This is a genomic window from Pedosphaera parvula Ellin514, from assembly GCF_000172555.1.
GTDB lineage: Bacteria > Verrucomicrobiota > Verrucomicrobiia > Limisphaerales > Pedosphaeraceae > Pedosphaera.
Genome location: NZ_ABOX02000042.1, coordinates 1 through 14,674 on the forward strand (window position 1 = coordinate 1; position 14,674 = coordinate 14,674).

General features: G+C 53.0%; 10 protein-coding genes. 9 read left to right on the forward strand and 1 reads right to left on the reverse strand.

The window, feature by feature from the left end; translation table 11 throughout:
* From CFLAV_RS23925 to CFLAV_RS23955, 7 genes are all read left to right on the forward strand, one after another.
* The coding region (locus tag CFLAV_RS23925) for a DUF2752 domain-containing protein (RefSeq protein WP_040549948.1) at positions 1-328 on the forward strand (328 nt) is incomplete at its 5' end.
* 79 nt (positions 329-407) lie between these two features.
* A complete protein-coding gene (locus CFLAV_RS23930) occupies positions 408-887 on the forward strand; it encodes a GYF domain-containing protein (protein ID WP_007417443.1) in 480 nt (159 codons plus the stop codon).
* Between the two features lie 72 nt (positions 888-959).
* Positions 960-1,922: a GYF domain-containing protein gene (locus CFLAV_RS33015; protein ID WP_007417444.1), complete on the forward strand. Its 963-nt coding sequence runs from the start codon at positions 960-962 to the stop codon at positions 1,920-1,922.
* On the forward strand, positions 1,891-2,280 hold the full coding sequence (locus tag CFLAV_RS23940) for a hypothetical protein (protein ID WP_007417445.1): 390 nt from the start codon (positions 1,891-1,893) through the stop codon (positions 2,278-2,280). Before CFLAV_RS33015 ends, CFLAV_RS23940 begins: the two co-directional genes overlap by 32 nt.
* 193 nt (positions 2,281-2,473) lie before the next feature.
* Complete coding sequence (locus CFLAV_RS23945) at positions 2,474-3,664, forward strand: galactokinase (protein WP_007417446.1); 1,191 nt, start codon at positions 2,474-2,476, stop codon at positions 3,662-3,664.
* 103 nt (positions 3,665-3,767) lie between these two features.
* Positions 3,768-4,322, forward strand: a complete 555-nt coding sequence (locus tag CFLAV_RS33020) for a DUF4190 domain-containing protein (RefSeq protein ID WP_007417447.1) — start codon at positions 3,768-3,770, stop codon at positions 4,320-4,322.
* A gap of 80 nt (positions 4,323-4,402) precedes the next feature.
* Positions 4,403-5,320, forward strand: coding sequence for a hypothetical protein (locus CFLAV_RS23955; protein WP_007417448.1), 918 nt, complete (start codon positions 4,403-4,405; stop codon positions 5,318-5,320).
* Positions 5,321-5,326: 6 nt separating this feature from the next.
* On the opposite strand, the gene mutS is transcribed toward CFLAV_RS23955, so the two are convergent.
* The gene (gene mutS / locus CFLAV_RS23960) at positions 5,327-7,957 is read right to left on the reverse strand and encodes a DNA mismatch repair protein MutS (RefSeq protein ID WP_007417449.1); all 2,631 of its coding nucleotides are present in this window, start codon (positions 7,955-7,957) and stop codon (positions 5,327-5,329) included.
* Between the two features lie 36 nt (positions 7,958-7,993).
* Here mutS and CFLAV_RS33025 point away from each other — a divergent pair, with 36 nt between their 5' ends.
* Both CFLAV_RS33025 and CFLAV_RS23970 read left to right on the forward strand, forming a co-directional pair.
* On the forward strand, positions 7,994-8,521 hold the full coding sequence (locus CFLAV_RS33025) for a hypothetical protein (protein WP_007417450.1): 528 nt from the start codon (positions 7,994-7,996) through the stop codon (positions 8,519-8,521).
* Between the two features lie 29 nt (positions 8,522-8,550).
* Positions 8,551-14,667: an MG2 domain-containing protein gene (locus CFLAV_RS23970; RefSeq protein WP_007417451.1), complete on the forward strand. Its 6,117-nt coding sequence runs from the start codon at positions 8,551-8,553 to the stop codon at positions 14,665-14,667.
* Positions 14,668-14,674: the final 7 nt, after the last annotated feature.

Here is a 14,674-nt window from a genome sequence, read left to right on the forward strand (position 1 = left end):
CTCGCAATACGGTTTTTATCCGAAGTGCTATTTTTATCAGTTAACCGGTCTGTACTGTCCGGGCTGCGGCGCTCAGCGGTCGTTGTATCATCTTGTGCATGGTCATTTCCTGACCGGCCTTCAGTGTAATCCATTATTTATCCTGGCCCTTCCCGTCTTCGCGTACATGGGCATCCGGCTCGTGGCACCGAAAATCAAGGGCCACTCCCTGCCCCCAATAACCTTCTCCGGATATGGCATGATTCTCCTCGGGATTGTGCTGATCCTTTTCACTGTCCTCAGAAATATTCCCCATCCACCATTTACATTCCTGGCCCCTCCAAAATAGGAGCTCTCAACCAAAGGCTTGTTTGTGGCGCGATCGATGGCATCATTAATGGCGTCAGCTTTCGCAGTGGCTTTCATTTATGTATAAGATCATCGGGGCAGACCAGAGGGAATACGGGCCGATAGACGCCAACCAGTTACGGCAATGGATTGGTCAAGGGCGGGCAACAGCACAAAGTCTGGTCAAATTCGACGGCGAAACGCAATGGAAAGTTCTGAATTCCTACTCCGAATTCGCCAACGACCTGCCAAAATTTCCACCACTGAGCGCCTCAAGCACAAAGGCCGACGATGGCATCTCAACCATCATCCCCTACAAAAATCCGCAGGCCCTGATTGCGTATTATCTTGGCATTTTCTCGTTTATACCGGTGATTGGATTTTTCCTTGGTATCGCCGCTTTTGTCCTCGGCTTGCGCGGCCTGAAATTCGCCCAAACCCACCCCGGCAGCAAAGGGCGGGTGCACGCGTTGATCGGCATCATCCTCGGCGGTTTATTCGGACTGCTCTATTTAATCGTCATCATTTTGATCGCCAGTGCTGCCCTAAGGCGAAAGTAATGCTGCCTGTCCCATTAAATCTGGAGTACGATTGCGATAACGCAGACACCTGCATGATAACCGTCTTTGATTATGTATAAGATCATAGGAGCAGATCAGAAGGAATACGGCCCGGTTAGCGCCGCTGAAATCCGTGAATGGATTGCTGAAGGCCGTGCCAATGGTCAGACCTTGGCCCAAGGCCCGGGTGCCATAGACTGGAAGCCTCTCCACCTTTATTCAGAATTCTCGGATGTCTTGAATCCTGCTCCGCCCCCCGGCCTTGGCGCGCCTGTTTCACCAGGTTCCTTTGCCCCCCTGCCGCTGGCCGACGTAGTCGACAGGGATTATTATGTGGACATTGGAAATTGCATCAAGCGGAGTTGGGAACTTGTCAAAGCCAACCTTCTGCCAGTCGTGGGCATCAGTCTTCTGTCATTTGCCATCCCGGCCATCATCAACCAACTCATTGGCCTTACCTCCAGCCCGGCCACTCAGGCGCTGATGAAATACTTTCTTGGCCACTTGCTCAACCAAACCAGCCCGGAAACTGCCCCACCTCAGATCTCCGTGGGCTTGCTTCTTCTGATTCCCTTCACCTGGCTGCTCAGCATGTGCGTCTCCGAAATCTTCATGGGCGGACTCTATAATTATTATTTAAAGCTCATCCGGGGACAAAATGCCGAAATCGGTGATGCCTTCGTCGGCGTGACCCAGGTACCTGGCCAACTCGCATTACTGGGACTCATAAAAGGAATTCTTGCCATGATCGCATTCGCCTTTTGCCTGGTGCCGGGCATTTACCTCTCCATCGCATGGATATTCAGCACCGTGTTGGTGGTCGATCGGCGACTGGGCTTCTGGGATTCCATGGAGATCAGCCGCCAGGTGGTAACCAGGCACTGGTTCACCATTTTCGCGCTGGTCATTGTTAACGGAGTGATCTCTCTCGCCGGCATTTTTGCCTGCTTCATTGGCGCGCTGGTCACTCTGCCGATCGCGCTCATTTCGTTGATGTATGCCTATGAAGACATTTTCACTTCGCGAGGCACGTAAGCCGCTTACCGCTTCCAGAGCTTATTCCTGCGTGCTCATGAATCAGTTCGCCACTCCGGGCCTGGGTTCTTTAATGGCAGGTCGTTTTTTGGAAGGCTCCATCCAATTGGCGATTGCTCTCCTTGGGTTCGGTCTCTTCATAGGTTGGTTTGTGCAACTCCTCTATGCCCTGTACAGCCAGATTGGCGATTCACCGCTTGATGCCCCGCCCTATCCTTGGTTGGGAAAAGTTGCTCTGATTGTTTTCGGAACTTCATGGCTCTTGTCCTGGATTACCAGCATCAGCGTTCTGCGTGAAGCGAAACGCAAGGAATCAAACAAACCGCCTTTCATCCCGCCGCCTCCGAAAAATGGCTGACATTTCCGCGTGACCCTCTCCAAAACCTGTGGCATTGGTTAAGACATGATCGCACTGAGTCCGGCCCACGATTGTAACCGCCAATGCCATTTGAAAACACTTTCCATTGGCCAGCAGGAAAAGCCTCGTTGGCGGCTGATCAGCATCCATCTTGTCCCATAATTTGAAAATCTGCTAATCTGAAATTTGCATTATGTTCGAAGTAGAAACACATTTTAAACGCCACTTCAACGCTCCCCCTGTCCATGTCGTTCGCGCGCCCGGCCGCCTCGAACTGCTCGGCAACCACACCGACTATAATGAGGGCCTGGTCATGTCCCTGGCGGTGGACAAATATATTGAAATCGCCGCCTCTCCGCGGAGCGATGGCAAGATCCAACTCGTTTCCTCATCATTTCCCGAAAAGGAAATCTTCTCCGCTAACGAATTCAAAAAAAATCCCGCCGTTCCCTGGGCCGATTACGTAAAGGGTGTCCTTGCGCAATTGTATAAACGCGGCGTTCACTTCACCGGCTTTAATGCTGTCGTGCACGGCACCATCCCCATGGGCGCAGGCATGAGCAGTTCCGCCGCTCTTTCAGTCGCCACTGCCTTGATTATCCGCAAATTGCACCCTTACGCCTTGAGTGAAACCGGTCTCGCCGCCGCCCCAATACCCGACTCCAAAGGCGTAGTTCCTGTTCCAACCCACGCGGAAAAGTTGCACATCGCCAAAATCTGTCGCGCAGCAGAACACGAATTCGTCGGTGTTAAAGTCGGTTTGCTCGACCAAATCTCCTCCCTCTTCGGCAAGGCCTGGCACGTCATGGACATTGATTTCCGTGCCCTGACGGTTGAACTCTCCCCGATGCCAGGCGAAGCCATCATCGTCTGTAACTCCGGCGTGAAACATTCCCTCGTCGAAGGCGGTTACAACGAACTTCGCGACAACTGTGAAGGCGCAGCCCGCAAACTGGGCATTACCTCCCTTCGCTCGGCCGATGCCAAAATGCTCGATGCCAGCAAAGCCAAACTCACTCAGCGCGAATATGAATGTGCCCACCACATTGTCACCGAAATCCAGCGTGTCGTCTTCGCCGAACGCGCCCTGCGTGAGGATGACCATCAACAATTCGGCCAATACATGTTCCAAAGCCATGAAAGTTCCCGCGATTTCCTCAAGAACAGCGTCCCCGAACTGGACCTGCTCGTCGAAATCGCCCGCAAACATCCCGGCTGCCTCGGAGCGCGCTTGACCGGCGGCGGCTTCGGCGGCGCTACCATCAATCTTGTCCGACATCACGAAGCTGCCGCTTTCATGGAATACATGGCTCGCGAATACGAAAAGCGTGGCGGACACAAAACCCAGCCAATTCTTTGTCAAATCGTGGACGGCGCAGCCTGATCAATTATTAGATGCAGTCAGCTTTGGCCTTTACATGCCTTCCTGATATCGCTATCAAACGCGCATCAACAGAAGGTAACTAGAACCAAATTCAAAGCTGACCATGAGCAATCCACTTCCACCCGTAAACCCGGCACCGAGTTCCAACCCTGCTCCTGAAAGCTCGGGTCTGGCCATTGCCAGCATGATAATGGGAATTCTCAGCCTGGTTTGTTTGGGATTTCTCTCCGGTATTCCAGCCATCATCTGCGGAAAAATCGGCAAGACCAAAATTCGCAATTCTGCTGGCACACTCACCGGCTCTGGATTCGCCACCGCCGGAATTATTACGGGTTGGATCGGCACCATGCTTAGTGTCCTTGCAATTGCGGTGTTTGTCGCCCTTCCCTTTGCTACCAGAGGGATGATTTCCAAAGCAACCGCCTCCAACCAACGAGCCTGTCACAATAACCTGGCGCAAATCGACGGCGCAAAGCAACAATGGGCGCTGGAGACCAAGGCTGCTGCAAACGCTGAACCGACCTGGGAAAACATCAAACGTTATTTGGGACGTGGAACTTCCAGTACACTTCCCGAATGTCCGGCTGGCGGAACTTATACCTTGGGCAACTTGCAAGAACCCCCAAGATGCAATATTCCAGGCCATAGCCTGGAATAAAAACGTGCCTCACCTTCTCAACCAGTGGCAGGTTTATGCGATTGCCTATCCGGGCGCTCGAGGGGCTTGAGATATAAAACATGAATAAGATCTTGTGCAGCCTGCTGTTGGTGGCATCGCTCACCGGTTGCGCAGCTAACCATTTCAAAAGGGCTTCCGGCTACACCAACCGTCAAAGCGCCATTCACGAATGCTTCGGCACTTACGACAACGAGCCACGTCTGCCGAATCAACACATTGACATCAACCACCTCATCTCCGAATTGGTCGATCAACGTGCCAACACCTACAACTGGCTCATCTGGCACAACACGAACGATTGGGAAGATCTTCATGCCTTCCTTCCGATCGCCCGCAAGCATCATATCAAGGTCTGGGTCACCCTCGTGCCACCCAGCGAAGCTCCACCACTATACGGCACTCTTTCCTCCGAACCTTTCCGCCTCGACTACGAACGCTGGGCCACTGAGCTTGGCAAACTCAGTCGGAATTATCCCAACCTCGTCGCCTGGAGCATCGATGACTTTTCCTCAAATCTCAGTTTCTTCACTCCAGAAAAGCTCAAATCAAGTCTCGAACTGGCTCACCAACAAAATCCCAAGCTCGCTTTTGTTCCTTGTTGGTACTTTGTCGCAACCCGTACACCACTGAATCCAGCCTACACCAATCTCCTGGATGGCATCCTCTTCCCCTACCTCTCCGAATCCACCCACATGAATCTGGACGACCCCAATCAAGTGGAATCAGAGGTTCGGCAAATGAAAGGTTACTTTGGCAATTCACTGCCCTTAATCGTGGACGTCTACGCCACCCCTTACAGCACGCTCCCGAATGGCTCCCAACCAGCCTACGTGGAAGAAACCATGAAACGCGCCCATCGCGCTGCTGACGGCGTCCTCATCTACTGCCACCAGCACAAGGAAACTGAGCCGGTGAAGTACGACATCATCAGTCGCCAATTCCACTCTTGGGCAGCAGAGACTCCTCGGAAAAAGTGAGGGAGTCTAACCTCCAAACAAATCCAACTGCGGCGGTGGAGCGAGCTTCTTCAACTTGTCCCGCTCGGCACGATGACGCGCTTGTTGCCGCACGTTCCCTTCAGGCGTGAGCTCCGACTCTTCGAGGTTGTGTAAAATTTCCTTGGCGCGCTCAATCACCGCTTTTGGCACGCCTGCCAGTCGTGCCACCTGGATGCCATAACTCTTATCCGTGCCGCCTTCGATAATCTTGCGCAGGAAGACAATCTGATCGTTCCACTCCCGCACCGCCACATTGTAGTTCTTGATGCGCGGCAATCGTCCAGCCAACTCCGTTAACTCGTGGTAATGTGTTGCAAACAATGTCTTGGCGCCAACCTGGTTGTGCAAGTGCTCCACGATCGACCAGGCCAGACTCAGTCCATCGAAGGTGCTCGTGCCACGACCAATCTCATCCAAAATAATCAAGCTCTTCGCGGTGGCGTTGTTCAAAATATTTGCCGTCTCGCTCATCTCCACCATGAAGGTGGACTGTCCCCGCGCCAGATCATCGCTCGCACCAATGCGGGTAAAAATACGATCGACCAAATCCACCCGCGCTTCTGCCGCCGGGATAAACGATCCCGTATGCGCCAGCAAAACCAGCAACGCCACCTGCCGGATATAGGTGCTTTTACCCGCCATGTTCGGCCCGGTGATCAACGCCACCTGCACCTGTTGATCCAACTGCGTATCGTTTGAGACAAATCGTTCCTCGCTTAAATTCTGTTCCAACACCGGATGGCGGCCATCCCGGATATTCACCACATTTTCCGTTCCCACTTGTGGACGACAATAACTATAAAGCCGCGCCGTTTCAGCGAAGGAACCGAGCACATCCAGTTGCGCGAGTGCCGATGCAGTTTGCTGAATTTCCGGCAAACGAGCCAGCATCACCTCACGCACACGCAGGAACAATTCGTATTCCAGTTTGATGCTGCGCTCCTCCGCTCCCAGGATTTTGCCTTCCATCTCCTTCAACTCAGGAGTGATGAACCGCTCACCATTGGCGATCGTCTGCTTGCGAATGTAATGTTGCGGCACCTTGCTCAAATTGCTGGCCGTCACCTCGATGTAGTAACCGAACACCGAATTGAACCGCACCTTCAGCGAACTAATCCCCGTGCGCTCGATTTCATCCTGCTGAAGCTTGGCTATCCAATCCTTACCACTCCGCGAAGCGGCGCGCAATTCATCCAGCGCCGGGTCAAATCCATCGCGAATCAATCCGCCTTCTTTCAATGCCAGCGGCGGTTCATCCGCAATCGCTCGCGCAATCTGGTCGATCAAGTCCGGCAGTTCCACCACTTGCGATCCCAGTTCCCCGAGCAATGATGGTTCTGAAATCTCTTCCGCTTCCTGCAATAGTCCGTTCCCTGCGCCGGAAGTGGGCAATCCAGCTAAAATGGAGCGCAGCATGGGAACTTGTTCCAAAGCCAATCGCAACGCCGCCAAATCCCGCGCATTCCCAGTTCCGGCGCTTAGCCGTCCGAGCGTCCGTTCCAAATCCCGCACCTGGGTCAACTGCGCTCGAAACTGTTCCAGCGCCGAGACATTTTCCATCCAGGTCTGCACAGCATTTTGACGGCAGCCAATCGCTTTGGCATCCGCGAGCGGTTGCGACAACCAATCGCGCAATCGTCGCGCGCCCATCGGAGTCACCGTCCGATTCAATGCTCCGTAGAGCGTCGCATTCTTCGCTGCATCCCGGTGCAGCGGTTCCAAAATCTCCAGATGCCGCAGGGTGATGATATCCAGCGTCAAGTAATCGGACGCTTGATAACAGGAAAGCGACGTCAAGTGCCCCACATCTCGACGCAAATGCTGGGTCAAATAATGCAACACTGCCCCTGCCGCGCCAGTCGCGGCGCCTTTGTTCTTGAGGCCAAACCCATCGAGCGACGCCACTTTGAAATGATCGCGCACAGTAAACAGTGCCGTCTCCGGGGCAAATACCCAATCCTCGTACCCGTTCAGGATCGGAAAATTGCTGTTCAACAACTCGTGCAACCGCGCCGCTTCGGATGGCAGGATGATTTCCGCCGGACGCAACCGTTCCAACTCCGCCAGCAACGCGGCCTCGGTTTCCAACTCAGTGCACTTGAAACTGCCGGTGGTCAAATCCACCAGTGCCAATCCAAAACTCTTGCCGACGCCATAAACCGCGGCGAGAAAGTTATTCTTCTCCGCCGCCAGCATCCGCTCATCAAAGTGAGTTCCCGGACTCAGAATCTGGGTGACATCACGTTTGACCAATTGCCCGGGCCGCGCTTCCTCCAACTGCTCACAAATGGCCACCTTCCGGCCGGCCTTCAGTAAACGGGAAATGTAATTGTTCGCCGCATGGAATGGAATGCCGCACATCGGCACCACACCCCGCTTGGTCAGCGCCACATTGAGCAACGGCGCGGCCACCTGCGCGTCTTCGAAGAACATTTCGTAGAAGTCCCCAAGCCTGAATAGCAAAATAGCGTCCTTCGGCAGTTCGCCCTTTATTCGGCGATACTGCGCCATCATCGGAGTCAGTTGCTTATCGGCAGCCATCAGCCGATAGGTTACACTGGAATTGGTCGTCAGGTGAAAGCAAAAATTCCGGCAAAACTCTCTTTTCGGGAGCATTTGTTTGGTTACTCCGTCCAATGGAGGTAGTGGGATATGAAAACAACTGAATTGCCGTTGAAATTACGGGTCGCATCGCCCTGCACTGCTCGTTGGGAGGAGATGAAAGGCGATGAACAGGTGCGCTTCTGCAACCTTTGTCAGAAAAACGTTTATAACCTCTCCGCCCTTTCTTCCGGCGACGCGGCAACTCTCGTCAAATCCAAAGAAGGTAAGCTTTGCACGCGCTTTTACCAACGCGCGGACGGAACTGTACTAACTGACGACTGCCCTGTCGGCCTCGCGAAAGCTTGGAAACGCGCGCAGGCAATGTTGCTCGGCGGCGTCGGCTTGATCGTCTTCACCATCATCAATATTGCCGCCGCAAACCGTGAGGAAGACACTTCCCAACCGGGAACGGGTTTGAAAGTCCGCATCGAACAAGCCAAAAATGATATTAAAGCCGGACTCGGGATTAAGACACCGCGCCTGCTAATGGGCGAAGTCAGCGTGTCGCCCGTCATGGGCAAAGTCGTTGCGCCACACACACCAAAACCGCCAGCTCCCAAGTCCGACAAAAAATAGTTCCTTCGCCACCCGCACACACTCTTCACATGAAGGCCATCTTGCTAATTTCCCTCGTCATCTGGTGCAGCCTTGTTCCATCGTTTGGTCAGACCGCCAATTACCAGCAACTAAAAGCTGAAGCAGAAAAGTTTTTTTCCGAAGGTTCCTACGCCAAAGCGCATGATGTGTACGAGCGGGCCGGGAAGCTGCCCTTGTCAACCAATGACACCCGCTGGGTTAAGTTCCGCCTTGCCGACACTCTCTGGCGTTCCCAAGCCGCCACCCAAACCTCGGATAATACAAAATTTGAAACTGCCCGCCATGATCTCGAAGTCCTGGTGCGCGATCGTCAACGGGAGGATGAGCACGATCGCGTCTGGGCGGAAGTGGAAGAGTCTTTGGGAGACTTCTTCTGGACTCGTCGGAATAATAATGATTGGGGCGGAGGATGGCCCCACTATCAACACGCTCTCGATTGGTGGGCTGGTCAAAGTGATCTCGCTGTTGCCCGCGAACGGTATCTAAAAATCGTCTGGACCATGGCCAAACCTGCCAATCTGCAAATCCCGTATTATTACTATGGTTATTGGGGAAATAACATTCCCGTGGACGTCCTCGATAATGCTCTCACGATTGCTAAAACAGAGGAGGACAAGGCCCACGCCCATTACCTGTTGGCGATGACTCTGCGCAATCAAAGCGGCGACTGGGATCAACGTCAACGCGTGGTGGAAGAATTCGAAGGTGCCATCAAGCTGGGCAAAAAAACCGATTGGTACGATGACGCTCTTTATAACTACGGAGTTTGGATGACAAGCTACGGCCGCATTATCCTGCTCAAAGACGGGAACTGGAGCCAGGAACCGGACTATCATAAAGCCCTCGCTTTGTTCCAGAAGATCACCAGCGAATTTAAGCAAGGTGAAACCCGCTACTGGGAGCAAGCTCAACAGCAAATCAAAGGCATCATCGATCCACAGCTAAGCGTTGGCGTAGGAAATATCTTCCTGCCCGATTCTGAAATTCAGTATTCCCTGAATTGGCGAAATATCAAACACCTTGATCTGGCTTTATACCCGGTGAGTCTTCCTGACGACGTAAAATTCGAGGCGCGGGATGATCAACATCCGGACTGGTTGCACGCCATCAATCTGGGTGGCCGCGAAAAGATCAAGTCATGGTCGCGGGAAACCAATGACAAAGGCGATTACAAACCAGGCAACGATACGGTGCGACTCGATGGCAAACTTCCACCCGGGGCTTACATCCTCGAGGCAAAAAGTGGTGACGTGAGTGCCCGAGATCTCATTTTGATTACCGACGCTGCCATCGTGCTTAAATCTTCCGGCAAGCAGGCTTTGGTTTACGTGGCGAATGCTCTCAACAGTGCCCCGCTAGCCAATGCCAGGGTCAGCTTATGGGAACGCTATTACCGGGACAACCATTGGCATGTGCGTCAAATGTCCAAGGATGCGAATAAAGACGGGATCGCGGTATTCGACTTAACCGAGCGGGTTGACAACAACAATGTGGAATTGTTTGCGAGCGCCATTTCCAAAGATCGTCAGGCCTTTAGCGCCGGAAACAATTACTACTACGGCTACCAACATCAAGATCAGCCCTGGCGCATTTACGCGTTCACCGATCGTCCCGCCTATCGCCCGGAAGAAACGGTGCAGTGGAAATTCATTGCCCGTCGCCACAATGGCTCCGTCTATTCAACGCCAGCTAACCAAACGATCGAATTCCAAATTGATGATCCGCGTGGAACCAAGGTCAAGGCGGATAAGGCCAGTTTGAACGCCTTTGGCAGTGCGTGGGGTTCGCTGGATTTAACCACCAACATGCCGCTGGGCGAATATCGTGTGACTTTCTGGGAGGATGCGGCTCACACTAAACAGATTGGCAACGCCACGCTGTTCCGCCTCGAAGAATACAAACTGCCGGAGTTCAAGGTTAGTGTTCAAACGCCTGAAGAGGATGGCAAAAAGAAAACCTTCATTCCTGGCGAAAAAGTCGAAGTCAACATTCAGGCGGATTATTACTTCGGCGGCCCGGTGTCGGATGCGAGTGTGGAAGTAGTCGTGTACCAGAATCCATTTTATCACTATTGGTATCGCCCTCACGACTTTCCCTGGTTCTATGAAGACATGTCACCCGGCTATCAGTACTCTCGCTCTTACAGTGGCAACGGCCAGATCATCAAACGTGAAACCATCAAAACAGATGTTACCGGCAAGGCGAAGTTAACGTTCGATACGCCGCGCGGTTCAGGACAGGATTACGAATACCGCATTGAAGCCCGCGTCACCGATGCCAGCCGCCGTGAAATCGTTGGCAACGGAACCGTCCGTGTCACCAAACAACGTTACTACGTTTACCCTGAACCGGAGCATAATCTCTATCGACCGCAGGATAAGGTAACCGTCGATTTCAAGGCCCTCGACGCCAATGAGCAACCAGTGGAAACCGAGGGTAACGTCAAGGTCACCCGCGACTATTGGTATGAAATCTGGCTGAATCCCGAGGGCAAGGAAATCAAGGGGGATGAGTTAAAACGCATTCGCAACCAAAGCATGATTTTCCCGCCTCCACCTGCGAAGCCGGATGGCCACGATTGGCAACTCAAGTTCCGTGGCTATCAACACGATGAAATTTTAACACGCACACTGAAGACGGATACCAATGGCACGGCACAACTCACCTTCACGCCGGAGCGCGAAGGTTATTATCGGATTAGTTGGACAAGCCAGGACTCAAAAACGAATACGCGTCCAGCCGCGCCGATTCAGGCAGAGACTTATGTCTGGGTGGCGACAGGTTCGACCACTGAGTTGGGCTATCGTCACGGCGGTTTGGAAATCATCGTTGATAAGGACACCTTCCGTGTCGGCCAAAAGGCGCCGGTCATGCTGAGTGTTCCGACCAATGATCGTTACGTGCTCTTCAGCGTTGAAGGCGAGGACCTGTATAGTTACCAACTCGTTCATGTTACTGGCACGGTAAAACTGGTGGAACTGCCCATCGAAGAGAAACATGTGCCGAATGTCTTCCTCAATGCAACGTTGCTCAGCGATCGTCAAATCTTCACTGATACAAAGCAAGTTGTCGTTCCACCCACACGCAACTTCCTGAATGTGGAGGTCAAATCAGATCGTGAACAATATCAACCGCGCGAACAAGGCACATTCACCATCACAACGCGCGATTACAATAACAAGCCCGTGCCGGCTGAAGTCTCCTTCGGCCTGGTGGATGAATCGGTTTACTACATCCAGTCCGATTATGCTGGCGATCCACGCCAATTCTATTACGGCCAAAAGCGCCAGCAGGAGATCCAGTCCCAAAGCACCTTCAACCAAAAGAGCTACGCCAGACTGGTGCCGGGAAATGAAAATCAGTTGATGGATGAAAGAGATCGTGAGGAATCCAAATACCAACGCAATAGAAAGGATGCTGATTTTGAAAGCCTTGATAGGAACAAAGACACGTATTATAACGGCATGGCTACTGCCCAATTCGCTTTCGACTCGCTGGCAAAAAGCGAAGGCCGCGCCTCATTAGCGGGTGGAATGGCGGGAAACGAACCGGCAGCGGCCGCGCCAATGTTGGGACGACGGATGGCAAAGGAAAACAAATTGTCGGTGGCAGAAAAGCAGAAAGCTCCAGGACAAGCACCCGAGCAGGAGCCCGCAGTGCAGGTACGCTCGGATTTCCGTTCCACCATTCTCTGGAAGCCGGATGTGACTACGGGTGAGGATGGAAAGGCGACCATCAAAGTCACCTACCCCGATTCGTTGACTGGTTGGCGAGCCACGGCTCGGGCGGTGACTGACGCCAACCAATTTGGAATGGCCACCAATACGACCCGCACCAAACAGCCATTGATTGTCCGCCTGCAGGCACCACGCTTTTTCCTGGTTGGCGATGAAGTGACAATCTCTGCGATCATTAACAATAATACGGATAAAGCCATGGAGATCAGGGAGCCCGGACTTGATATACAAGGCCTGGAGCTGAAGGTGGGCCCTAACGGTAGAGACCCGCATCCTAACCGCGAAGTTCCATTCGAAGTAAAGGTGCCTGCTCAAGGGGAGGCCCGGGTAGACTGGGTGGTTACCGTAACAAAGCCAGGAATGGCTAAGTTGAAAGCATTTGCCCGAGAAGGCAAATACGCCGATGCCATGGAAAAATCCTATCCCATTTACGAGCACGGCATCGAGAAGTTCATTTCCAAGTCCGGCAAGGTACGGGGTGATGATGTCACTGTGAAACTCAATATCCCCAAGGAGAGAAAGCCTGAATCTACTTCATTGATCGTGCAAGTCACCCCCAGCATGGCAGTAACCATGCTCGATGCCTTGCCCTATCTGATCGATTATCCGTATGGCTGCACGGAACAAACCATGAGCCGCTTCCTCCCTGCGGCCATCACAGCCAAGACACTTAAAGATCTCGGGCTGAATCCCGAAGATGTGATGAGCCGCGTCTTTGGCGGCATCGAACAGACCAACGCTGCCGCGACACATCCGAATGGCAAACAGGATTTGCAAAAGCTGGATGAGATGGTGAAACAAGGACTGGATCGACTTTACGATTTTCAGCATGCCGATGGAGGTTGGGGATGGTGGAAGCAGGGCGAGAGCGATCATTGGATGACGGCTTACGTGGTCTGGGGACTCGCTCTCGCCCGGGATGCGAAGATTGAGATCAAGAAAGATGTTTTAGATCGCGGCGCGGACTATCTCAGCAAGCGCCTTGTTGAAGAGGAGGAGAATCCAGACATGCAGGCATGGATGCTGCACGCCTTGAGCGTGTATTACTCGCCGTTCAATGATCAACTGATGAGCCCGTTCATCGCAAAGGCTTCCGACAATCTCTGGAATAAGCGCGATCAACTCAATGCTTACACCCGCGCGCTCTTTGCTCTCAGTGCTCACAATCTCCACCAACAAGACAGGGCAAAAACACTCATCGCCAATCTGGAGAACGGGGTGAAGCGTGATGACAAGCCTGACACTTCGGTGATCATGCAGGGTGCGCAACAATCAAATGCCGCTGTCATCGGCACCGCGCATTGGGGTGAAGATGGTTTGTATTGGCGCTGGTCCGATGGTGGCATTGAAGCGACCGCTTTTGCGCTACGAGCCATGCTGGCGATTGATCCGCAAAACAAACTTATCGAACCCGTCACCAACTGGCTCATCAAAAATCGGCGCGGCGCGCAATGGAGTAACACGCGTGATACCGCCATCACCGTCCTGGCGATGAACGATTATCTCCGGGTCAGTGGCGAACTCTCGCCCGACCTCGAATATGAACTCGTGGTTAACGGACAATCCATTGCCAAAAAGAAAGTTTCGGGCACGGATGCCTTCAATGCTCCCAGCCAATTCCCGGTGGATACACAATTGATTCGTGATGGTGAAAACGAAATCAGGATCGTGCGGACCGCTGGAAAAGGGCCTATTTACTTTGCCGCCAATGCCAAATTCTTCAGTCTCGAGGAACCAATCACTCCGGCAGGCAATGAAATCTTTGTGCGCCGGCAATATTACAAATTGGTTGGTCGCCCCACCCTGCTGAAAGGTTATGTGTATGACCGCCAGCCGTTAAACGATGGTGAATCGGTAAAGAGCGGTGAACGCGTGGAAACAGTTCTGACCATCGAAGCCAAGAACAATTATGAGTACCTACTGTTTGAGGATCTCAAACCAGCTGGTTTGGAAGCAGTGGAAGTGCGTAGCGGTGAGTCGCTTTACGCCAACGAACTGAAATCCGGATCGGTCGAGCGCAAATTCGGCACCAACGCACCATCCACAACACCTGCACCAGCTAAACCTCAACCGCCACGCGCCACCAAACGTCGAGTACTTACCTCAGGTGCAAGCGCCATCCGCCCAGTTTCAGTTCCAACTCCTGCCCCGTCGCAGGATGACGACCACACGGGGCGCACACGCTGGGTTTACCAGGAATTGCGAGACCGCAAGGTGGCACTATTTATCGACAAATTACCGGAAGGTGTTTGGGAAATTAAATACAATCTCCGTGCCGAAGTGCCTGGCCAGTTTCACGCGCTACCTGTCGTGGGTCACGCGATGTATGTGCCGGAAATCCGTTGCAATGGAGCGGAGATAAAAATCAACGTCGACGAAGCAAAATAACTCCTGG

Coding starts and splice junctions, on each gene's coding strand:
- CFLAV_RS23930 (WP_007417443.1), top strand. CDS start 408: ATGTATAAGATCATCGGGGCAGACCAGAGGGAATACGGGCCGATAGAC.
- CFLAV_RS33015 (WP_007417444.1), top strand. CDS start 960: ATGTATAAGATCATAGGAGCAGATCAGAAGGAATACGGCCCGGTTAGC.
- CFLAV_RS23940 (WP_007417445.1), top strand. CDS start 1,891: ATGAAGACATTTTCACTTCGCGAGGCACGTAAGCCGCTTACCGCTTCC.
- CFLAV_RS23945 (WP_007417446.1), top strand. CDS start 2,474: ATGTTCGAAGTAGAAACACATTTTAAACGCCACTTCAACGCTCCCCCT.
- CFLAV_RS33020 (WP_007417447.1), top strand. CDS start 3,768: ATGAGCAATCCACTTCCACCCGTAAACCCGGCACCGAGTTCCAACCCT.
- CFLAV_RS23955 (WP_007417448.1), top strand. CDS start 4,403: ATGAATAAGATCTTGTGCAGCCTGCTGTTGGTGGCATCGCTCACCGGT.
- mutS (WP_007417449.1), bottom strand. CDS start 7,957: ATGCTCCCGAAAAGAGAGTTTTGCCGGAATTTTTGCTTTCACCTGACG.
- CFLAV_RS33025 (WP_007417450.1), top strand. CDS start 7,994: ATGAAAACAACTGAATTGCCGTTGAAATTACGGGTCGCATCGCCCTGC.
- CFLAV_RS23970 (WP_007417451.1), top strand. CDS start 8,551: ATGAAGGCCATCTTGCTAATTTCCCTCGTCATCTGGTGCAGCCTTGTT.